Genomic DNA, 21,198 nt, shown 5'->3' with positions numbered 1-21,198 from the left:
CGCGGTGCTCCGGGCCCCTGCGCGCCCCGGGCCGGCCGCCCCTGAGACGGCCGGCCCTGAGACGGCCGGCCCCGGGGGGCTACCCCGCGCGCCAGGCCACGGTCAGGGCGCCGGCCGGGTTGGTGGTGAGCATCCGGCGCACCACGTCGGCGCCCACGGCGAGTTCGAGCCGCGGGCGCAGCCGGCGCAGCAGATACGGCATGCCCGGGCCGCCGTTCACCGACCGGGCCTGCGCCGTCGTCGTGTCGCCGCCCAGCAGCAGCTGTCCGGCGTACCCGGCGTCCACGAGCGCGGCCAGCGCGTCCGGCAGCCGCCAGTCGGTGGCGTGGTTGGCCCGGGAGGGCCCGTCGAAGGCGAGGAACGCCCCGGCTGCGGCCGCCTCCCGGTGCACGGCCGGGTCCGGGAAGCGGTTCAGATGGCCGAGGATCACGCTCCGCGGCGCCACCCCATGCTCGCCGCACAGCAGGTCCAGCACGTCCAGCGCGCCCGTCCCCAGCTCCAGATGGACGGCGATGGGCGCGCCGGTGCGGTGGTGGGCCTCGGCGGCCGCCGCCATGGTGCGGCGGGCGTGGGCGTCCAGCCCGTGGAAGCCGCCGGCGACCTTGATCAGCCCCGCCCGCGGCCCCGTGCCGCCGATGCCGTGCGTCAGCTCCTCGACGAAGAGCTCGGCCAGCCCGTCGAGCACCGCCTCCACCGCGCCCGGCGCGTAGTGCTCCGCCTGGTGCAGGCCCGTCGCGGCCACCAGATGGACGCCGGTGGCGCGGGAGAGCCCGGCCAGCTCGCCGGCCGCCCGTCCGAGGCCGTACGGCGTCCACTGCACCACCGTGCGCCCGCCGAGCGCGTGGAAGGCCCGCAACTCCTCCCGCGCCGAGGCCACGTCGGCCAGCTCCTGCCCGGGCAGCCGCGCGCTGCGGATGAACAGGTGGTCGTGCGCGTCGCAGACGCCCAGCGCGTCGCCGGGGACGTCGCCGAGCACGGTCCGTACGGTCGCCGCGCTCACCACTGGCGCCCCTTCGGGAGCCGGGCCAGGTCGGGCGTGGACAGATGGAGCACCTGGTAGCGGTCGCCAGGGGCGTCGGGCGGGGCGGCGTCCTCCCAGAGGGTGAAGCGCAGCAGTTCCCAGCGGCGCGGATCGACGGCGAGGGCCGTGGAGTGCACGCCGTCCGTACGGGCCGACTCCCGCAGCTCCTCCAGCGCGCCCTCGACCGCGCCCGACGGGCCGGCGCCCGCCGGGACGGCCACGGCGTGGCGGGTGGCGGCGCGCGGGGCGGCGGCCCGGGACGGGCCGGGCTCGAAGGCGAGCCCCTGCCAGTGCTCGACCACCGGCCGGCCGAAGTCCCGGACGACGCCCTGGAATCCGGGGCCCCACAGGAAGCGGTTCATGGCCTCGGGCGCGGCCCACAGGTAGAACGGCGCGTACTGGTTGACCGGGGAGCCGTCCACCCCGCGCTCGCGGATGCCGTACGCCTTCAGCCCGAGCCCCGGGAAGTCGTCCAGCAGATGGCCCTTCGACTTCACCCGATGTCGGATGATCTCCATGTCGTAGTCGGCGGGCAGGGTGATCCGGTACTGCATCGCGTGCAAGAACAACTCCTGTGGTGTCATGGCGGCGCGGGCGCGCCGGGAGGGAAGCGGGGGGAGCGCGCGGCGGCTCAGGGGGCGGGCCGGTGGGGCGCGCGGGCGGCGAGCAGGTCCAGCAGGCCCTGGACGGCGCTGTCGAAGGGCGCGGGCGACCCCGCGGCGCGCGCCAGCACATAGCCGCCCTGGACGGCCGCCACGACCGAGGCCGCGGTCCGCTCCGGGGCGAGCCCCGCGTCGAACTCCCCGCGCTCGACGCCCTCGGCGAGGACCTCGGCCAGCCGCCCGCGCAGCCAGTCGAGGGTCTCCTCCACCGGACCGCGCAGCACCGGGTCGGCGATGACGTCCGGATCCATGGTCAGCCGGCCGATCGGGCAGCCGCGCAGCACGTCCCGCTCCCGCAGCAGATACCCGCGCACGCGCTCGTACGCCGTCCCGGGCGCGGACAGGCACGCCTCGGCCGTGGCGCGCATCTGCTCGGCGGTGCGGCGGATGGCGGCGAGCGCGAGGTCGGGCTTGCCGCTGAAGTGGTGGTACATGCTGCCCTGGCCGGCGCCCGCGCGCTGCTGGATGGCCTTGGGGCTGGTGCCCACGTAGCCGCGCTCCCACAGCAGGTCCTGAGTGCTCTCGATCAGCCGTTCCGCAGTGCTCATGAGGCTACTGTACATACTAGTAAGTACAGAAGGGGAGATCTTCGCCGCCGGGACGCCGCCGGGACGCCGCCGGGGCGCCGCCTGGGGAGGGGCGATCGGCGCGGGGCCGGGTCCGGCGCGGCTGCCGGGCCCGGCGGGATGCGGCGGGAGCCGGCTCAGTGGGAGACGGCGGACCGGGCGGCGGGCGCCCGCTCCCGGACCCCGGCCGGGGGCGCGGGACGGGAGAGGTCCGTGCGGTCGGGCGGGGCGGTGCGGCCGGCCCCGTGCGCCGCCAAGGGGGGCTTGGCGGGGGCGGCGGGCTGCGGTACGGCCAGGGTGAACCACACGACCTTTCCGCTGCCGTCGTCCCGGGCGTGCATGCCCCAGCTCTGGCTGACCGAGGCGACCAGCGCGAGCCCGCGGCCGCGGGTGGCCATCGGGTCGCACTCGGGGACGCACGGCAGCCGCGGATCGTGGTCGCGGACGGAGACCGTGAGGCGGTCCAGCATGAGGACGATCTCCACCGTGCACTGCTTGTCCGGCTCGGCGTGCCGGTGGACGTTGGTGAGCAGCTCGGTGACGGCGAGCGCGGCGGGATCGATGAGCGGATCCAGGTGCCAGTAGCGCAATTGCGCGGAGACGATTCTGCGGACCTGTCCGATCCGCGACGGCAGGGCCTGCAGCTCCACCGTGCAATGTCTGCTTGGACGACTGATCACGGCTGCGACTCCCTGAAGAAGTGGTGGCTAGCCTGATGCAGATGCGGGCGTCGAACGCGCCGGCGGCCACCTTGCAGCAGTGGTGTCTGCCGGGCGCGACCGGTAAGGCCGGTTCTCAGCGTCACCGCCTGTTGACCCTCAGTGATACCGGTACGCGTCCAGGGTCTGCCCCGTCGCCCGCACGCGCAACTCAGGGGATGCCTCCCGGCGGTGGCGGGGGAGGTGTCAGCCCTTGGGCGAGTGGCCTCGCGCGCTGCGGATCACATCGAGGAAGCGGCTGGCGGCGCCGGGCGCGGCGGCCTTCGCCGCGGCGTCCCGCTCGCCCAGGGTGAGGCGGTAGCGGGTGCCGTTGACCGTCGCGAGAGCCTGGTCGCCGTCGGTGAACCACGGCTTGCTCGCGTGCACCGACTGCACGGGGGCGCTGTCGATCTCGCGGCCGTAACTGGTCAGCAACTGCAGCCTGCCGTCCTTGATCAGGACCTGGCCGGCATGCGTGACCGAGCGCAGGAACTTCTCGATCCGCACCCCACGGGCGTTGAACTCCGTATCGGCCACGGTGACCGCCTCCCCGGTGACTCTCGCCGGCATGCGCGCCGCTCTCCCACATCCATCTTCCCTGCTGCGCAGTGTGCCCGGGACCGGCCCGGGATACCAGGGCGCACAGGTGCCCACTTCCGACCCGCAAGGGTCGGAGTGCGCCATCGGGCCGGCACGAGAAGCACGGGCGGCGCACGGACGGCGCGACGGCGCTCCCGTGCCACGGCGGCGCCGCCCCGTGGTGGACGGCGCGCGGACGAGGTGCGAGAAGCCGCTCGCGCTCACGGCCGGGCCCGGCGTCCCGCACCCGCACCAGGCCGCCTACGCCGAACGGCCGCCGCGCGGGCCGGACTCGGGCCGCCCACGCCGGAGGTCACGCCGACCGCAGGCCGTCAAGGGCGCGCACCGCGTCGCGGAAGGCACGCCGCAGCCCCGGGCGCAGCAGCCACAGGGCGCCCCGCACCGGCGCCACCGCGTCCACCGCGAAGGTGTACCGCACCAGCGAGCCGGTGCCGGAGACCGACGGCACCAGCCGCCACTCCTCCAGCAGAGCCCGAAGCCCGGGCACGTTCGTCTCGTCGACGCGGTAGGCGTAGCGCTCCCCGGGATCCGCCGCCATGACCGTCTCGGCGAAGCGGACGCCGCCCCGCAAACGGATCTCGCGGCCCGCGCCGTCCTCGGTGGACCGCGCCGTGGCGACCTGGCGGTACCACCGCGGCCAGCCCTCGACGTCGGCCAGCGCCTTGAACACCGCCTCGGGCGGGGCGGCGGCCTCGGCGACGAACACCAGCCGCAGCGGGGCCGTGCGGACGAACTCCACACCCACGGGACGCAGACGATGTCTCATGCACCCACGGTAACTGGCGGGCCGTCAGATGTCTGCGGCGACAGCGGCCTCGCCCGCCACCACCAGCCCACCCGGCAGATGCTCCAGGATCTCCGCCCGCGCCTCCTCCGGCAGCCCCGGATCCGTCACCAGCGCGTCCACATCGTCCAGCGAGGCGAACGAACTCAGGCCCACCGTGCCCCACTTGGTGTGGTCGGCGACCACCACCACCCGCCGCGCCGACCGGACGAACTGCCGGTTGGTCTCCGCCTCGGCCAGGTTCGGGGTCGACAGCCCCGCCTCCACCGATATCCCGTGCACCCCCAGGAACAGCACGTCGAAGTGGAGCGAGCGCACCGCGGCGTCCGCGACCGGGCCCACCAGCGTGTCCGAGGGCGTGCGGACCCCACCGGTGAGCACCACCGTCGCCGCCCCCGGGCGCGGCCCCGCCCCACCGCCGGCGGCCGACCGCTGCGCGTTGTAGAAGACGTCCGCCACCCGCACCGAGTTCGTCACCACGGTCAGGTCCGGCACCTCCAGCAGCTGCTGCGCCAGCGCGAACGCCGTCGTCCCGCCGGCCAGCGCGATGGCCGTGCCCGGCGCCGCCATCGCGGCCGCCGCCTTCGCGATGTCCTCCTTGGCGCTCAGCTCCAGCCCCGACTTGGCCTCGAACCCCGGCTCGTACGTGCTCGCCTCGGCGACCGGCACCGCGCCGCCGTGCACCTTCTCCACCATGCCCAGCCGGGCCAGCGCGTCCAGATCGCGACGGACCGTCATGTCCGACACGTTCAGCTTGCGGGTCAGCTCGTTGACCCGCACCCCGCCGCGCCGTCTGACCTCGTCGAGGATCAGGGCACGCCGCTGCTCCGCGAGGAGATTCTGGTTGTCGCTCACCGCGGCCCGTCCCTTCCCATCGGTCCTCGCCTCCACCCGCGGGCTCATCTTCGCATGCCGCCGGGCCCCACGATCGCCCCGAACCCGTGTGATTACGATTTCGCCACGCCCGGCGCCGCCGCGTCGGGCCCGCGCGCCGCGGGCACGATCCTGGACGGGACAACCACACCGGGATCGGGGGGGCACGGTGGCAGCGGCGACACACACCGGTACGGGCACGGCGGCGGGGGACGGCGGCCAGCCCCCGCCCGACCTGGAGCTGCTGGTCCACGGCGTCGGCGGAACCACCCCGCAGGAGATGCTCACCGACCCACGGACCGTGCTGGTCACCGGCGACGAGACCGCCGGGGTCTACCGGCGCGTCGACGACGCCGACGCCGAGGAGCGCCCGCAGGACTACCGCGAGACCCCGATCCGCGAGGCCTACTGCTGGTCCAACCTCACCTCCGGCAACGGCGCCCGCGCCCTGTGGCTGCTCCTGCTGCCCTTCATGGTCGTCAACCTCGCCCACTGGATGCGGCCCGCCGCCGACCGGCGCGAGCGCACCGTACGCACCTACGGCCTCGTGGTGCGGCTGATCGCCCTCAGCCTCACCGTCCTGCTGATCGCCGGGGCCTGCGAGGTGGCGCTCGACCTGGTCGCCTGGCAGTGCGTCGGCGCCCGGGCCTGCGGCGACCACAGGTCCTGGCTCGCCTTCATGTCACCCCGCGACCACGGCTGGTGGAGCCAGCCCGGCCGCCGCCTCGCCCTGGCCTCACTCGTGCCCACCGCCCTCGGCGGACTGCTGTGGTACCTGTCCAACCGCACCTGGAGCGCGTACGAGTCACAGCCCCCGCTGCGCCGGCCGGTGGACGAGTGCGACCCCGCCGCCGGCAACCGCGCCGCCCTCTGCCTGCCCGGCTTCTGGTACGGGCGCCGGATCGTCGCCCGGCTGCGCGCCGCCCACACCGCCGCGAGCTTCCTGACCGTCGCGGCGGGCCTCACCGCGGCCACCGCCGCCTACGACCGCGAGCCGGGCGGCAGCGCCCTCCTCGACGTCTTCGGGTGGCTGCTGCTGGCACTGCTGGCCGCGGCCGGGCTGCTCGTGGTGTACGTGGTGTGCCGCCGGGGCCGCAGCGAGAGCAGGCTCGACGACGAACTGGACCGGGTCACCACCGCCGCCCTGCCCGGGACCGCCCTCGGCCTGCTCGCCCTGGCGATGCTGTACGCCGGCTGGTCCCGGCCCGGCTGGGCCTCCCACGGGCGACTGCCGGGCGACGCGACGTTCGGAATCCTCGCGCTCGTCCAGGGCGCCCTCGTCGTCGCCCTGGCCGGCTGCGCCGTGGTGCTGCACCGCACCGCGCCCGTCGGGCGCACCCCGCTGCGCGGTCTCGCCGGCCCGGCCGTCGCCATGCTGGCCTGCGGGCTGGGCGCGGTGCTCTCCGGCGGGGTCGCCCAGCGCGTCGCGGACTGGCTCGACGGCGGCGCCACGCCCGGCATGGAGCACGGCCCGATCGCCGGACCCCCGGTGCTGCTGTCCTGGCAGGCCGCGGTCATCCCCGCCGTGCTGCTCACGGTGGTGCTGGTGGCCCTGTTCTTCGCCGTCCGGGTGTGGCGGGTGCGGCGGCGGCTGGAGCGCACCGTGCCCGACGGCTACCCCGGGGAGCGGCCCGACGCGGTGCGCACCCGCAAGATCGCGGGCGCGATCGCCCGTGCCGGGCTGACCGACTCCGCCCCCGGCATCGTCGGCCCCGTCGCCCTGTTCACCCTCCTCCTCGGCGCCGCCGCGGTCGCCGGGGCCTGGGCCACCGAGCAGGTGCCGGGACGGGCCGCCGACGGCACGCCCGCCGTCGTCGAGGCCGCCGCCCAGACCGCGCAGGCGCTCGGCTCCTGGCTGATGGGCCTGGCGTTCCTGCTGCTGGTCACCTGGGCCCGCCGCGCCTACCGCAGCCCCTCCGCCCGCCGCACCATCGGCATCCTGTGGGACGTCGGCACCTTCTGGCCGCGCGCCGCCCACCCCTTCGCGCCCCCCTGCTACGCCGAGCGGGCCGTCCCCGACCTGACCTGGCGGATGGAGACCTGGACCCGGCGCCACGGCGGGCGGCTGGTGATCTCCGGCCACTCGCAGGGCAGCGTGCTGGCCGCCGCCGCGGTCTGGCAGGTGGACCGGCACACCCGCGGCCGGGTCGCCCTGCTGACCTACGGCTCACCGCTGGAGCGGCTGTACGGGCGCTGGTTCCCCGCCTACTTCGGCATGGCCGAACTGTGCTCCCTGCACGACGAGGTGCGCTGCTGGCGCAACCTGTGGCGGTACACCGACCCCATAGGCGGCCCCATCCGGCTGCCGGACGGCACCGGCCCCGAGGTCGACCACGACGGGCTCAAGGACCCGCTCGCCTACGGCCGCACCCCCGATCACCCGCTGCCCGCCCCGATCCTCGGCCACTCGGACTACCAGGCCGACCCCGCCTTCTGCCAGGAGCGGGCCGGGCTGCTGGCCCGCCTCCCGGAACAGCACACACCGCCTCAGAAGAGTTCCGGCAGGTCCTCCGGGTAGAGCAGCGTCAGCTCGTCCGTACTCGGATCGGGGAGCTGCGCCACCCGGCCCGCGTGCCGCTCCACCATGGCCTCGAAAGTCTGCCGGGCGGTCCGGCCGTTGCCGAACGCCGGGCCCTTGGGGAGCGCCGTGAAGTACTTCAGCAGCGCCTCGGCCGCCCCCTCGCCGATCCGGTACTCGTGCTCCTCCGCCTGCTGCTCCACGATCCGCAGCAGCTCCTCCGGGGAGTAGTCGCCGAAGGTGATGGTGCGTGAGAAACGGGAGGCCACACCCGGGTTGACCGACAGGAAGCGCTGCATCTCCTCCGTGTAGCCGGCCACGATGACCACCACCGCGTCCCGGTGGTCCTCCATCAGCTTCACCAGCGTGTCGATCGCCTCTCGGCCGAAGTCCCGCCCCGAGTCCTCCGGCGACAGCGCGTACGCCTCGTCGATGAACAGCACCCCGCCGCGCGCCCGGTCGAACGCCTCCTGGGTGCGGATCGCCGTCGAGCCGATGTGCTCGCCGACCAGGTCCACCCGGGAGACCTCCACCAGATGGCCGCGCTCCAGCACCCCGAGCGAGGCCAGGATCTCCCCGTACAGCCGGGCCACCGTCGTCTTGCCGGTGCCGGGGGAGCCGGTGAAGACCAGATGGCGGCGCACCGACGCGGCCTTGAGCCCCGCCTGCTGCCGGCGCCGGCCCACCTCGATCATGTCGGTGAGGGCCCGCACCTCGCGCTTGACGCTCTCCAGGCCCACCAGCGCGTCCAGTTCGCCCAGCACCGCCTTGGACGGGCGCACCGACACCGGCGGCTTCGCCTCGGCCGGCGCGGCCTGGGCGCCGCCGTCGCCGGTGCGCTGCGCCGGAATGCTGCCCAGCAGCCCGCCCGTCGAGGTGGCCGTCTCCACCGCGGGCTTCCCCGCCGCCGGGACCACCGCCCGCGCGGCGGGCGTGGCCGCGCTCTCGTCGCTCGTGCAGTCCTCGACGATCGGCCCTGCCTCGGAGAACTCGTAACCCCCGCGCGAGCACCGCTCCGTACGGCACCGGGTCAAGGTGGTCCGGCAGCCGTCGATGATGTGGAAGCCGTAGCCGCCGCTGCCGGTCACCCGGCAGTTGTCGAAGGTGCCGCGCCCCTCGGCGGACACATAGAAACCCGCCTCGGCGGGGGAGGTGACCGTGGTGCGCTCGACCGTCGGGTCGGCGCCCTTGGTGACGATCACCCCCGTCGCGGCCCCGTCGATGGTGCAGCCCGCCAGCGTGCCGCCGCTGCCGTGGTCGCGGAACCACGCGCCCGTGGCCGCCTCCCGGATCCGGCAGTCGTCCAACTGCGCGGTCGCCCCGTCGCTCACCGACACCGCCGTGTTGCGCACCTGCGACAGGTCGCTGTCGACGACATCCACCCGCGACCCCCGGTCCAGCACGAACAGCGCGTCCGGCACGTCGTGCACCCGGCACGAGTCCAGCACCGCCGTCGCCCCGTCGCTCACCCACACCGCCGGATAGTCGCCCGTACTCTCGTGCAGCTCGCACTGGTTGGCGTCCACCCGCGTGCCCGGGTCCCACACCGACAACCCGTTGCGCCCGAACCGGCGCACCTTGGACCGGGTCAGGGTGAGCACCGACCGGGACCGCAGGTCGATCGCGTTCTCCGGGACGTCGTGGATGTCGCAGTCCGCGAGCGTGAGCACCGCGTCCGTGTCCAGATTGACGCCGTCCGCACTCGTGCGGTGCACCCGGCAGTCCGTCAGATGCCCCGTGGCGCGCGCCGAGACCTGCACCCCCGCGCCCCTGACCTCGTACACCTCGCAGCCCACCGCCTCCAGTGCGCTGCCCTCGCCGGTCAGCGAGAGACCGGCCCCCGAGGCGTGGTGGATCCGGCAGCGCTCCAGCCGCGGATGTCCGCCACCGCGCACATCGACGCCCGACTGGCCGGCCGCCATCACCTCACAGTCCTCGAACACCCCGCCGGCCCCGTCCAGCACGCTGAACCCCACGCCCGCCGGGTTGTCCACGGTGCAGCGCCGCACCGTCGGGCGGGCGCTGCCGCGCACCTCGATCCCCACCGCCGAGCGCGTCGCGACCCGCACATCCGCCAACTCCGGTGCCCCGTCCTCGACGAGCAGCGCGGGCGAGGCCGAGTCCTGCCCCTCGATGTGCAGATCCTGGATGACCGCGGACGCGCGTATGGTCAGGGCGACGCCGTCCACCGGGGCGATCCGCACCGAGCCGCGCCCCGAGCCCTCGGGGCCGCGCAGCGTGACGGCCCGGCCCACCACCAGATTCTCGCGGTAGGTGCCGGGGGAGATGGAGAGCACATCACCGTCCCCCGCGGCCTCCAGGGCCGCCGAGAGGGAGGCGTACTCTCCTGTGCGGCGCCGCCACCGCGACGTTCCGCTGTGCGTCACCTGGACGACCGAGCCCTGTGCCATGGCGCTGTTGTGCCCCCACCTCGTGCGTATGCCGGCTGCGCGCGACTGTGCCGCTGTGTTGTGAAGGCCCCACCGTAGCGTGCGCGGGACCAGGCACTGAACGCCCGGCTCCGCCTCCGCGCCCCACCCCGCCACCACGCGGTGGCACAGGGCCGTCAGCTGTCGGCACCCGCCCGGCCCCAGTCCTGGCCCGCCCGCTCCCACGCGGTGTCCCACTGGGCGAAACGCCGGCGCATCAGCCGCCATACGACCAGCCGCCGGGCGCCCTCGAACAGCCCCGCCGCGCCCGCCGCGGCCGCCGTCCCCGCCAGCACGGCATGGGTGGCGGCGGTCGCCTCGTCCAGCGGGCGGCCCGTCGGCCGGCCCCGGTCGTCGGTCCAGATGCGGAACCGCTCGCCGGCGTCGGCGCCGGGGTGGGTGCCGAGCGCGCCGGTGTGCTCACTGCCGTCCGGGCCGGTCCACTTGGCGAACACCCGGCGGTGCGCGTCACGCGTGGAGGCGGTCTCCGGGTCCGAGTCGATGCGGGGGTGCGGCAGGACCTTCACCACGGTCGCGGAGACCAGATGGCGCTGGGCCCGCTGCTCGCGCACGGTCTCCCGCAGCGCCCCGTGCGTGAGCGCGCCCGTCGCCCAGCCGACGCCGGGGGCCACGAGGACGATGAGCAGCGCGGCCACGAGCGCCGCCCAGGCCTCGGCGAGGTCGGTCGGACGGCGCAGCGGGTTGCGCCGCCAGCGCCACAGTCCGCGGATCGTCCGCATGCTCACGCACCCCCTTCCCCATTCGTGGATACCGCATGCCGGGCCGGAAATACGTGGATTCGTCGAAGAGAGAGCAATATCACGAGGTCGGGCCTTCCGTCGCGTAAGGTCAGCCGGTTGCCAGGGGTACCCGCCACACGAGCCGCGTACCCCCGTCCCCGGCGCTTCGATGTGCGGCGTGCCGCCGCGCAGTTCGGCCCTGGACCGCATGTCGACCAGGCCCCCGCTGGGCGTGCCGCCGGCACGTCCGTGCCGACCGGGCCCTCCACCACCCGCGACGGGGCGAAGCCCAGCACGTCGGACGCCGACCGGACCGCCTTGGTCGCATCACCCGAGTGCGCCCCCGTACGAGGGCGACGCTCCAGCTTGCGATGTTCCCCCGGCTACCGCTGGGAGGTGCCCCCTGCGCCGGACGCCGCTCGCGGCCGGACGCCCCCTGTGACGACAGACCCTAGCCGCGCCGCGGGCCGAACGGGGCGCAACTGCCCAAGTCGCCGGATTCAGCCCCGCGCGCCCCGCTCAACCCCGCCGCGCGCCGGGCCCGTTCAGCCCTGCGGGACCACCGCCACCGGGCACTGCGCGTGGTGCAGCACCGCGTGGTTGACCAGACCCAGCTGCATGCCGAAGTGGCCCTGCCGCCGCCGCGCCCCCACCACCAGCAGGTCGGAGTGGGCCGAGGCGTCGAGCAGCGCCTTGCGCGGGGAGGCCTCGACCACGCGGTGCGCCACCGGTACGGGCGCCAGGGCCGCCGCCGAGGCACCGCCCAGCGCCTCCTCCAGCAGCTCGCCGGCGCGCCGGGCCCGTTCCTCAGGGGTGCCGTGCTCCTCGCCCGCGTAGCGCCAGGCGTGCACCGCCTCCAGCTCGCAGCCGCGCAGCCGCGCCTCGCGGAGCGCGAAGGCGGTCGCGGCCGCGCCGCAGGCGGGCTCGGGCCCGGCGGGGCGCTCGCGCTCGGCGATGCCCACCGTCACCCGGCTCATCCGGCCCTGCACGTTCTCCGGGCGGCCGCGGACCACCACCACCGGACAGTGCGCGCGGGCCGCGATGCCCAGCCCCACCGAGCCCAGCAGCAAGGACGCGAACTCCCCGCGCCCCCGGGAGCCCACGACCACCGCGTCCGCGCTCTGCCCGGCGCGCAGCAGGGCCGTCACCGGGTCGTCGGGGGCCACGTCGGTCATCACCTTGAGCGCCGAGGCGCGCCGCCCCGCCCGCTCGGCGGCCATGGCCAGCACGGTCTCGCTGCGGATCCGCTCGGCCGGACGGTCCGGCGAGGTGGAGGGGATGTACCCCTCGTAGCGCTCCCACAGCGAGGCGTGGACGATGCGCAGCGGCAGCCCGCGCCGGGTGGCCAGGTCGGCCGCCCAGTCCAGTGCGTCGAAGGCGGCGTCCGAACCGTCGACCCCCACCACGACGGGTAGCTCCACCGTGCCCACCGCCTCTCATGTCAGCACATGGATGTGTTCCTTCCCATTGTCCCGCCGGGCGCCCGCGCGGGGCGTCGTGGCCGGTCGGCGCGCGTGGCGGGCGATGGACCGGCTCACGGCAGCCGCATGGCGAGGGTCACGACGGCCCCGACGGCGCCCGCGCTGACCGCCAACCGGTCGGTGACCAGCCGGGTCAGCCACAGCCCGCGCCCGCTGGTCGCCCCGTCCAGGCCGGGCAGGATCCGGGGGATGACATCCTCGGAGAAGCCGGGGCCCGAGTCGCTGATCCGGCACTCCAGCTCGTCCCCGACCCGCCGCAGCAGGAGAGTCCCCGCCCCGCCCGCGTGCTCCACCGCGTTGGTGGCGATCGCGTCCACGGCCAGCACGAAGTCGCCCCGGCGGGCCTCGGCCAGCCCGGCCCCGGCCGCGCACTCCTCGACCTGCACCCGCAGCAAGGCCAGTTCGCGCGCGGTGAAACGGCGCTGCAGCAGACGCTCCACGGCTCGATCGGCGGACCACAGGCGGGGTTGCGCCGGCACCGGTGCCTCCCGTTGACGAGTTCGAGTGACAGCAGGGTCGATGAAGGAGCCGAGGGTACGAGCCATCCGCCGCCCGCGCACGCCAAGACCGAGAATGGCGACCCGGATACTCAATGTGACCGAAAGTGGTCGGTCAATATCCGCAACCTGCTCGGCCGTGCACAGCTTCTTGTATTTCTTGTCTCAGCCTGGCCAGCTCCACTCCGCCACCTCCGGCAGGTCCACGCCGTGCCGCCGGATCCAGTCGTGGTGCCGGTGACGCATGTCCGCCATCTCCTGGCGCAGCCCGGCGGCGCGGACCGCGAGCCCCGGCACCCGGTCCAGCACATCCATGACCAGCCGGTAGCGGTCCAGGTCGTTGCGCACCACCATGTCGAAGGGCGTGGTCGTGGTGCCCATCTCCTTGTAGCCGCGCACATGCATCCCCGGATGGACGGCCCGCCGGTAGGTCAGCCGATGGATCAGCCACGGGTAGCCGTGATAGGCGAAGATCACCGGCCGGTCGCGGGTGAACACCGCGTCGAACTCGCGGTCCGACAGCCCGTGCGGATGCTCCTCACGCGGCGCCAGCCTGGTCATGTCGACGACGTTCACCACCCGCACGGCCAGCTCCGGCAGGCGCGTGCGCAGCAGCGACGCCGCCGCCAGCGTCTCCTGGGTGGGCACGTCGCCCGCGCAGGCGAGCACCACCTCCGGCTCCCCGCCCGGGCGCTCCGTCCCCGCCCACTCCCAGATGCCGAGGCCGCGCGCGCAGTGGTCGCGCGCCTGCTCCAGGCCGAGCCAGTCGAAGCAGGGCTGCTTGCCCGCCACCACCACGTTGACCACGTCCCGGGTGCGCAGCACATGGTCGGCCACGCACAGCAGGGTGTTGGTGTCCGGCGGGAGGTAGACGCGCACCGTGTGCGGGTCCTTGTTGAGGATGTGATCGATGAAGCCGGGGTCCTGGTGCGAGAAGCCGTTGTGGTCCTGCCGCCAGGCGTGCGAGGTCAGCAGGTAGTTCAGGGCGGCGATCGGGGCCCGCCACGGGACGGTGCGGGCCGTCTGGACCCACTTGACGTGCTGCGAGGCCATGCTGGCGACGATGTGGGTGAAGGCCTCGTACGAGGAGAACAGACCGTGCCGCCCGGTCAGCAGATACCCCTCCAGCCAGCCCTGGCACAGATGCTCCGACAGCACCTCCATGACCCGCCCGTGCGGCCCCAGATGCTCGTCCGTCGCCACCGTCTCGGCCTGCCAGGCCTTGTCCGTGACCGCGTACACGTCCTGCAGCCGGTTGGACGCCGTCTCGTCCGGCCCCACCAGGCGGAAGTCGCGGCGCTCGGCCGTGTCGGCCATCACCTGGCGCAGCATCCCGCCCAGCACCCGCGTCGGCTCGTGCAGCCGCGTGCCGGGCTTGTCCACGGCGACGGCGTGGTCGGCCAGGTCCGGCAGCGGCAGCTCGCGCAGCAGCCGGCCGCCGTTGGCGTGCGGATTGGAGCCCAGCCTGCGGTCGCCGGACGGCACACAGGCCAGCACCTCGGGGCTGGGCCGGCCGTCGGCGCCGAACAGCTCCTCCGGCCGGTACGAGCGCAGCCACTCCTCCAGCTGCCGCAGCCGCCCGGGATCCTCCCGCACCCCGGCCAGCGGCACCTGGTGGGCCCGCCAGGTGCCCTCCACGGGCACCCCGTCCACCTCCGCCGGGCCCGTCCAGCCCTTGGGCGTGCGCAACACGATCATCGGCCAGTGCGGCCGCCGCCGCGCCCCGTCGCCCTCGCGCGCCGCCCGCTGGAAGGCGGCGATCCGGTCCAGCGCGAGGTCCAGCGCCGCCGCCATGTCCTGGTGCGCCCGGGCCGGGTCCTCGCCCGCGACCGCGGTGACGTACAGCGGCTCGTGGCCGTAGCCGCGCAGCAGCTCGTCCAGCTCCCCCTCGGGCAGCCGGGCCAGCACCGTCGGATTGGCGATCTTGTAGCCGTTGAGGTGCAGCACCGGCAGCACCGCGCCGTCGTGCACCGGATCCAGGAACTTGTTGGCGTGCCACGAGGTGGCCAGCGGCCCGGTCTCCGCCTCCCCGTCGCCGACCACACAGGTGACCACCAGATCGGGGTTGTCCAGCGCCGCCCCGTAGGCGTGCGCGAGCGAGTAGCCGAGCTCCCCGCCCTCGTGGAACGAGCCGGGCGCCTGCGGCGCGGCATGGCTCGGCACCCCGCCGGGCGTGGAGAACTGGCGGAACAGCCGCGTCATCCCGGCCAGGTCCCGCCCCATGTCCGGGCACAGCTCCCCGTACGTGCCCTCCAGCCAGGCCCCGGCGAACACGGCCGGCCCGCCGTGGCCCGGGCCCCACACGCACACCGCGTCCAGGTCCCGCGCCGAGATCACCCGGTTCATGTGCGTGTAGACGAGATTCAGCCCCGGGCAGGTGCCCCAGTGGCCCAGCAGCCGCGGTTTGATGTGCTCGGGCCGCAGCGGCTCGGTCAGCAGCGGATTGCCGGTCAGATAGATCTGGCCCGCCGCCAGGTAGTTCAGCGCGCGCCAGTGGCGGTCCAGGGTGTTCAGGTCGTGGTCGGTGAGGGTGGCTTGCGGTCCCATGACGTGCCTCCGTGAGCGCGGGCGGCCTCCAGGGAGCGGCTTCCCTCCGGGCGCCCGGACACACAGCCGCCCCGGAGATCGGCCGGAAGCCGCTCCGGCTCCACTCTCGGGCCGCCGCCCGGACACCGTGAGGGGCCACCCGGTACCCTCGCCCGGGCTGTTCGGCCCGTAGCCATGGGCGGGCCCCTGGGACGACCATGCCATACGAGGGGCACCGCCGCCCGGCGGCCCGCCCACACGGTCCGCTCCGAAGGGCGTGGCGGAGCGGAAGACGGCACAGTGAGGTCATGATGGGACTTATCGGCTCACTGAAGGCGGAACACCGCGAACGGCTGATGACGCTCGCCCGCGAGGTGTCCTTCCCCTCCGGCGCCCGCATCTTCGAGGAGGGCCGCAAGGCCGACCGCTTCTGGATCATCCGCACCGGCGCGGTCACCCTCGATCTGCACGTTCCCGGCCGGCGCGCCGCCGTGATCGATACGCTCGGCCCCGGTGAGCTGATCGGGTGGTCCTGGCTCTTCCCGCCGGACACCTGGCACCTGGGCGCTGAGGCGCTCAGCCCGGTGCGCGCCCATGAATTCAACGCCGAGGCGGTGCGCCGGCTGTGCGACGAGGACACCGAGCTCGGATACGCGCTCGCCCTCGCCTGCGCCCAGGTGATCGGACGCCGGCTCCAGGCCGCCCGCACCCGGCTGCTCGACCTGTACGGGCCGTACGCCGGCGGCATATCGCCCTGACCGGCACCCGGGCCGGCGCGGACCGCGGCGGACCGTGGCGTACCGCGGGCCCGGCCGTCCCGGCGCCCGTGCGACCTGCGAAGCTGATCACATGAACACCCGTCATGTCTCCTCCGGGGCGGCCGCCGCGCTGGCCGCCGCGCTCCTCCTGTCGGCCTGCGGGACGGAGGCGGGCTTCGATGACACCTCCAAGTCCGGCGGTGGCAACGAAGTGATCAGCAGGTTCTCCCCGGCCGAGCGCGAGCCCCTGCGGGGCATCTCCGGCACCACCCTCGAGGGCAAGCCCCTGGACCTCGCCGACTACAAGGGCAAGGTCCTCGTGGTCAACATCTGGGGCTCCAACTGCGGGCCGTGCCGGGCCGAGGCGCCCAATCTGGTGAAGGTGGCGAAGGACACCGAGGCCGAGGGCGTACGGTTCGTCGGGATCAACACCCGGGACCCGAGCCGGGAGGCGGCCCGCAGGTTCGAGGAGGAGTACGGCGTCCCGTACCCCAGCCTCTACGACCAGATGGGCCGGATCGTGCTCAGGTTCCCCCGGGGCAGCGTCAACCCGCAGGCCATCCCCTCGACGGTCTTCCTCGACCGCAGCGGACGGCTGGCCGCCCGCGCCCTGGCCCCGCTGAGCGAGCGGGACCTGCGCGCGGTCCTGCGGCCCCTCGTCGCGGAGAAGAAGACGGCTTGAGGCTGGAGGACGGACGGCTTGAAGACGCCTCATGCGGCCTGAGGACGGCCTGAAGACGTCTGAACGCGGCAGCGCGGCCTGAGGACGGCCTGGAACACGGCCTGAAGACCTCCTGAGGGCCGAACGGCCCCTTACCCCGCGCGGCGCCGGGGCGCGAAGCTGGGCGGCGGATCACGACCGGCGCGCCCCGCGCGCCATGGAGGGAGAGCCAGTGGCGCAGGCAGCCGAGCCCGCGGGGCCGGCGGAACGCATCGGGGTCTTCCTGCTCGACGACCACGAGGTGGTGCGCCGCGGCCTGCGCGACCTGCTCGACGCGGAGCCCGACCTGTGCGTGGTGGGCGAGGCGGCCGACGCGCGCGAGGCCATCGCCCGCGCCCCCGCCGTCCGGCCCAGGGTCGCGGTGCTCGACGCGCGGCTCGGCTCCTCGGACGACGGCGGTGACCACGAGGGCATCGAGGCGTGCCGCGCGCTGCGGGCCCGGCTGCCGCGGCTGGCCTGCCTGATGCTCACCTCCTTCGACGACGACGAGGCGCTCCTCGACGCCGTCATGGCGGGCGCGGCCGGCTATGTGCTCAAGCAGATCAACGGCTCCGCCCTGGTCTCGGCCGTACGCACGGTGGCCGGCGGCGGCTCCCTGCTGGACCCGGGCGCGACCGCGCGCGTGATGGCCCGGCTGCGCGGACCGCGGCCCAGCGGGCCGGTGGAGCTGGAGCGGCTGTCGCCGCGCGAGCGGGAGATCCTGGAACTCATCGGCGAAGGGCTGACCAACCGCCAGATCGCCGAGCGGCTGTTCCTCGCCGAGAAGACGGTCGAGAACCGCGTCTCGGCGATCCTGTCCAAGCTGGGCGTGGGACGGCGCGTCCGGGCCGCGGTCATCGCCGAGCGCATCAGGGGCCGCCGCACCGGCGGGTGACCAGCCGGGCCCGGCGAGTGAACGCGGGCCGGCGGACGGCGAGGCAGCAGACGGCGGGGGAGCGGGCGGCGGGGGAGTGAACGCCCGGGCCGGTGGACGCCCGGGCGGCGCACGGCGCGGGGGAGCGGGCACCGGGGTGACATCGCGTGGGGCGCGGGCCGGACTCCCCTTCCGGTCTCGCGCCCCACGCCACACAGGGGCCGCCCGTCCGAGGTGCTCGTCACCGCAGTGGAGTGAGAGCCCGGCGTGCCCCTGTGGTGAGGATGGTCCCAGGTGCCGCTGATCAGCATCGGCCTGCCGACCACGCGCCGGAAAGGGCCGAACGGCCCTGATTCCACCCCTAGTCGAGGATCTCCACCGGATCGCCGACGCGCAGCCTGGCCCCCGGGCCCGCTTCCCGGGACGCCCCGGAGAGCTCCGGGACCAGGTTCTGGCCGAAGAGCAGCTGATCGCCGGCGCGCCGGTGGCGGGCCAGCGTGCGCAGCGGCTCCTTGCCGCGCTCGGCGGTCTCCTGATCGGTGGTGGTGATCACGCACCGGGCACAGGGCTTGGTGACCCGGAAGACGACCTCGCCGATCCGTATCCGCCGCCAGTCGTCCTCGGCCCAGGGCGCCGTGCCCTCCACGACGACATTCGGCCGGAAGCGGTTCATCGGCAGCGGCCCCTCGTCCGGGTGATCCCCTTGGGCGATGAGCGAGTTGAGCGCGTCCAGCGACGCGGTCGTGGTGAGCAGCAGCGGGAACTCGTCGGCGAGGCTCACGGTCTCGCCCCCGCGTGCGTACTCCGCGTTCAGCGGCCGGCGGAGCGCAGGGTCGTCCAGATGGACCAGGCGGACCGCGGAGCCCAGGAAGCCGCTGAACCACGCGTCGGCCGCGGCGCCGGCCGAGACCACCTCGACCGCCTCCCGGTGCAGCCACACGGTCGACAGCGCCCCCGCGTCGTCCCCCGGCCCGGGCGGGGCCGGGACGGTCAGCGGCTCACGTCCGGGCGCGCCGAGCCGGAGGCCCCCACCAGGCAGCGGCTCGGCGGAAACCAGGGCCAGGCTCGCCTGCTGGCGCTGCGTCACATACCGCCCGCCGGTGGCCTCGACGACCATCCACCTCCGGTCGCCGACGAGCCCCCACGGCTCGACGACCGCCTCGCGGGCGGCGACCCCCGAGGCCGACTTGACCGGGTACACGTGGATGGCGCTCAGCGCTGGAATGACCATGGGGCCATCCTGCCAGCGGCCTCCGACAACACCATCCCCACGCGACATGACACCGTGACACCGACGCCGTCACACCGACCGCGGCTCCGGCTCCCGCGGGAGCCGGGCACCGTCAGGCCGGGAAGCCCCGCCACACGCGCCGGGAGGCTCAGTAGCCGCCCCCCGGCTGCTGCGGCCGCCCCTGGTACTGCTGACGGCCGTACGGGTCCTCGTACGGCGACGGCGCGGGGGCGGCCGGACGGGGCGCGACGGGGCGCGGCATGGCCGGCCGCATCGCCTCGTACCCGGCGGGCGCCGCCGGACGCTGCTGCTGCGGGGGCTGCTGCGCCCCCGGGTAGCCGCGCGGGCCCGTCGACTGCGGCGGGATGTACGGCGAGGGCGCCTGCTGCAGCCCGCCGGGCTGCGGCTGTCCCCCACCCGCCTGGTACCCCTGCGCGGGCGGATACGAGGAGGGCGACGGGGAGGGCGCGGCCGGCAGGGCCGGCAGCGCGGAGGGCAGCGCCGGGAGATGGCTGCCGGTGTCAAACGGCGGGGCCACCCGGATGGGCGCGATCTGCGGTGTCCCCCGCTCGGCGACGAGACTGTCGTAGATGGGGGTGTCCGCGAAGGACGACGAGGAGTAGTAGCCGCTGCCGTAGCTACCGCGGGGGGAGGTCATAGTCCATAAGTTAAGCCCACGATGTGCCGATTGGGGAGTCCGGTAAGAGAGTTGTTTCACCGGCTGGGAGCGGTCGGGGTTCCCCAATCCGAGCGAACCCGGGAAAAACGGTCGCCAGGGTACGTTGAGATCCTGTAGAGAGCACGTTTCCCAGGGGTTACCGGGGTGCGATCCGCTGAGCGGACGGAACCTCAGGCAGGATCGTCTTCTGCCGGGTGCCACCCCGGGGGTCCGATGAACAGAAAGGCAGGGGGACAGCATGGCGATGCGCAAAGGCAGCAACGTTCCGGTTCCGGCGTCGGCGGTGCGGGTCGAACTGGGCTGGCGCACCGGCCCGGGGGTGCCGGACGTCGACGCCTCGGCGCTGCTGCTGGCATCCGGAAAGGTCCGCTCCGACGCGGACTTCGTCTTCTACAACCAACCGGCGCACTCCTCGGGCGCCGTGCGCCACGAAGGCAAGCGGACCGCCGGTGACACCGTGACCGACACCCTTGCGGTGGACCTCGCCCGGGTCGAGCCCGCCATCGAGACCGTGGTGCTCGCCGCCTCGGCGGACGGCGGCGGCTTCGGCCAGGTCCCGGGCCTGTGCATCCGGGTGCTGGACGCCTCGGGCGGCGCGGAGATCGCCCGGTTCGACAGCGAGGACGCCACCGTCGAGACCGCGTTCGTGCTCGGCGAGCTCTACCGCAGGCAGGGCGCGTGGAAATTCCGCGCCGTCGGCCAGGGCTACAGCAGCGGACTCGCGGGCCTCGCCACGGACTTCGGCATCAGCGTCGACGAGCCCCAGCACACCTCCGCCGCCCCGGCAGCCCCGCCCGTACCGCACTCCGTGCCGCTCCCGCCCCCGCCGCCCGCCGGAGCCGCCGTGCCGCTCCCGCCGCCCCCGGCCACCGCACCCCCGGCCCCCGCGCACACGCCCCCCGGCGCCGCTCCCGCCCCGGTCAGCCTGTCCAAGGTCACCCTGACCAAGGGGGCCCCCTCCGTCTCGCTCGCCAAGCAGGGTGGCACCTCCGGTGCCATGCGGGTGAACCTCAACTGGCAGGTGCGCAAACAGTTCAAGGGCTGGGGCCACAAGCTCGGCAAGGCCATCGCCATGCACGGAGACCTCGACCTCGACCTGGGCGCGCTGTTCGAACTCGCCGACGGCAGCAAGGGCGTGGTCCAGGCGCTCGGCAACACCTTCGGCTCGCTGCACCAGCCGCCGTTCATCCACCTCGACGCGGACGACCGCACCGGCGCCCGGACGTCCGGCGAGAACCTCACCATCAACCTCGACCACAAGGACGCGTTCCGCCGCATCCTGGTCTTCGTCACCATCTACGAGGGCGCCCGCAGCTTCGCCAACCTCGACGCCACGGTGACCCTGCAGCCGCAGCACGGCGCGCCCATCGACTTCTCGCTCGACGAGTGCACCGTCCCCTCCCCGGTCTGCGCCCTCGCGCTGATCACCAACACCGGAGGAGACCTCGTGGTCCAGCGCGAAGCCCGCTACCTGGTGCCCGAGCGCGGCGTCAGCCCGCAGCGCACCCTCGACCACGCGTACGGCTGGGGCATGAACTGGACACCCGGCCGCAAGTGAGAC

19 protein-coding genes are annotated in these 21,198 nt (G+C 74.6%); 5 read left to right on the top strand and 14 right to left on the bottom strand.

All coding sequences use genetic code 11. The features are described 5' to 3' along the window. Window positions 1-79 precede the first annotated feature (79 nt). The 7 genes from BBH68_RS33625 to BBH68_RS33595 form a co-directional block, all read right to left on the bottom strand. On the bottom strand, window positions 80-1,003 hold the full coding sequence (locus BBH68_RS33625; RefSeq protein WP_065967550.1) for a phosphotriesterase family protein: 924 nt from the start codon (window positions 1,001-1,003) through the stop codon (window positions 80-82). Beyond that, window positions 997-1,584: a DUF4865 family protein gene (locus BBH68_RS33620; RefSeq protein WP_065967549.1), complete on the bottom strand. Its 588-nt coding sequence runs from the start codon at window positions 1,582-1,584 to the stop codon at window positions 997-999. The genes BBH68_RS33625 and BBH68_RS33620 overlap by 7 nt, the downstream gene beginning before the upstream one ends. 68 nt (window positions 1,585-1,652) lie before the next feature. Then, entirely contained in the window at window positions 1,653-2,246 is a 594-nt protein-coding gene (locus BBH68_RS33615; protein ID WP_076971263.1) for a TetR/AcrR family transcriptional regulator, read from the bottom strand. Between the two features lie 140 nt (window positions 2,247-2,386). After that, window positions 2,387-2,929 (bottom strand): ATP-binding protein, encoded by a 543-nt coding sequence (locus tag BBH68_RS33610; RefSeq protein ID WP_079151378.1) that lies wholly within the window; start codon window positions 2,927-2,929, stop codon window positions 2,387-2,389. 225 nt (window positions 2,930-3,154) lie between these two features. Further along, on the bottom strand, window positions 3,155-3,484 hold the full coding sequence (locus BBH68_RS33605) for a hypothetical protein (protein WP_065967566.1): 330 nt from the start codon (window positions 3,482-3,484) through the stop codon (window positions 3,155-3,157). 355 nt (window positions 3,485-3,839) lie between these two features. Further along, window positions 3,840-4,313: an SRPBCC family protein gene (locus BBH68_RS33600; protein ID WP_065967546.1), complete on the bottom strand. Its 474-nt coding sequence runs from the start codon at window positions 4,311-4,313 to the stop codon at window positions 3,840-3,842. 24 nt (window positions 4,314-4,337) lie between these two features. Continuing rightward, on the bottom strand, window positions 4,338-5,186 hold the full coding sequence (locus BBH68_RS33595) for a DeoR/GlpR family DNA-binding transcription regulator (RefSeq protein WP_065967565.1): 849 nt from the start codon (window positions 5,184-5,186) through the stop codon (window positions 4,338-4,340). Between the two features lie 298 nt (window positions 5,187-5,484). Here BBH68_RS33595 and BBH68_RS33590 point away from each other — a divergent pair, with 298 nt between their 5' ends. Further along, the gene (locus BBH68_RS33590; RefSeq protein WP_245738435.1) at window positions 5,485-7,722 is read left to right on the top strand and encodes an alpha/beta hydrolase family protein; all 2,238 of its coding nucleotides are present in this window, start codon (window positions 5,485-5,487) and stop codon (window positions 7,720-7,722) included. On the opposite strand, the gene BBH68_RS33585 is transcribed toward BBH68_RS33590, so the two are convergent. From BBH68_RS33585 to BBH68_RS33565, 5 genes are all read right to left on the bottom strand, one after another. Beyond that, window positions 7,692-10,133 carry a right-handed parallel beta-helix repeat-containing protein gene (locus tag BBH68_RS33585; RefSeq protein WP_065967544.1) on the bottom strand — a complete coding sequence of 814 codons (2,442 nt, stop codon included), beginning with the start codon at window positions 10,131-10,133 and terminating at the stop codon, window positions 7,692-7,694. The genes BBH68_RS33590 and BBH68_RS33585 overlap by 31 nt on opposite strands. A 155-nt stretch (window positions 10,134-10,288) precedes the next feature. Beyond that, entirely contained in the window at window positions 10,289-10,891 is a 603-nt protein-coding gene (locus tag BBH68_RS33580; protein WP_065967543.1) for an Rv1733c family protein, read from the bottom strand. A 545-nt stretch (window positions 10,892-11,436) separates the two neighbouring features. Beyond that, window positions 11,437-12,321 carry a universal stress protein gene (locus BBH68_RS33575; RefSeq protein ID WP_065967542.1) on the bottom strand — a complete coding sequence of 295 codons (885 nt, stop codon included), beginning with the start codon at window positions 12,319-12,321 and terminating at the stop codon, window positions 11,437-11,439. Between the two features lie 104 nt (window positions 12,322-12,425). After that, entirely contained in the window at window positions 12,426-12,851 is a 426-nt protein-coding gene (locus BBH68_RS33570) for an ATP-binding protein (protein ID WP_065967541.1), read from the bottom strand. A 183-nt stretch (window positions 12,852-13,034) separates the two neighbouring features. Further along, complete coding sequence (locus tag BBH68_RS33565) at window positions 13,035-15,416, bottom strand: phosphoketolase family protein (protein WP_065967540.1); 2,382 nt, start codon at window positions 15,414-15,416, stop codon at window positions 13,035-13,037. A 287-nt stretch (window positions 15,417-15,703) separates the two neighbouring features. Here BBH68_RS33565 and BBH68_RS33560 point away from each other — a divergent pair, with 287 nt between their 5' ends. From BBH68_RS33560 to BBH68_RS33550, 3 genes are all read left to right on the top strand, one after another. Next, the gene (locus tag BBH68_RS33560; protein WP_065967539.1) at window positions 15,704-16,153 is read left to right on the top strand and encodes a Crp/Fnr family transcriptional regulator; all 450 of its coding nucleotides are present in this window, start codon (window positions 15,704-15,706) and stop codon (window positions 16,151-16,153) included. Window positions 16,154-16,244: 91 nt separating this feature from the next. Continuing rightward, window positions 16,245-16,835: a TlpA family protein disulfide reductase gene (locus tag BBH68_RS33555; protein WP_065967538.1), complete on the top strand. Its 591-nt coding sequence runs from the start codon at window positions 16,245-16,247 to the stop codon at window positions 16,833-16,835. A gap of 196 nt (window positions 16,836-17,031) precedes the next feature. After that, window positions 17,032-17,748 carry a response regulator gene (locus tag BBH68_RS33550; protein ID WP_170066627.1) on the top strand — a complete coding sequence of 239 codons (717 nt, stop codon included), beginning with the start codon at window positions 17,032-17,034 and terminating at the stop codon, window positions 17,746-17,748. 340 nt (window positions 17,749-18,088) lie between these two features. On the opposite strand, the gene BBH68_RS33545 is transcribed toward BBH68_RS33550, so the two are convergent. Together BBH68_RS33545 and BBH68_RS33540 are read right to left on the bottom strand one after the other, a co-directional pair. Continuing rightward, entirely contained in the window at window positions 18,089-18,958 is an 870-nt protein-coding gene (locus BBH68_RS33545; RefSeq protein ID WP_065967536.1) for an MOSC domain-containing protein, read from the bottom strand. 148 nt (window positions 18,959-19,106) lie between these two features. Next, the gene (locus BBH68_RS33540) at window positions 19,107-19,616 is read right to left on the bottom strand and encodes a DUF6643 family protein (RefSeq protein ID WP_065967535.1); all 510 of its coding nucleotides are present in this window, start codon (window positions 19,614-19,616) and stop codon (window positions 19,107-19,109) included. 259 nt (window positions 19,617-19,875) lie between these two features. Here BBH68_RS33540 and BBH68_RS33535 point away from each other — a divergent pair, with 259 nt between their 5' ends. Next, the gene (locus BBH68_RS33535) at window positions 19,876-21,195 is read left to right on the top strand and encodes a TerD family protein (RefSeq protein ID WP_065967534.1); all 1,320 of its coding nucleotides are present in this window, start codon (window positions 19,876-19,878) and stop codon (window positions 21,193-21,195) included. The last annotated feature ends 3 nt before the right edge of the window (window positions 21,196-21,198 follow it).

It is taken from the genome of Streptomyces sparsogenes, from assembly GCF_001704635.1.
Classification (GTDB): domain Bacteria; phylum Actinomycetota; class Actinomycetes; order Streptomycetales; family Streptomycetaceae; genus Streptomyces; species Streptomyces sparsogenes.
The sequence above is the reverse complement of the archived record's forward strand: the minus strand, read 5'-3'. Positions and strand labels throughout refer to the sequence as shown.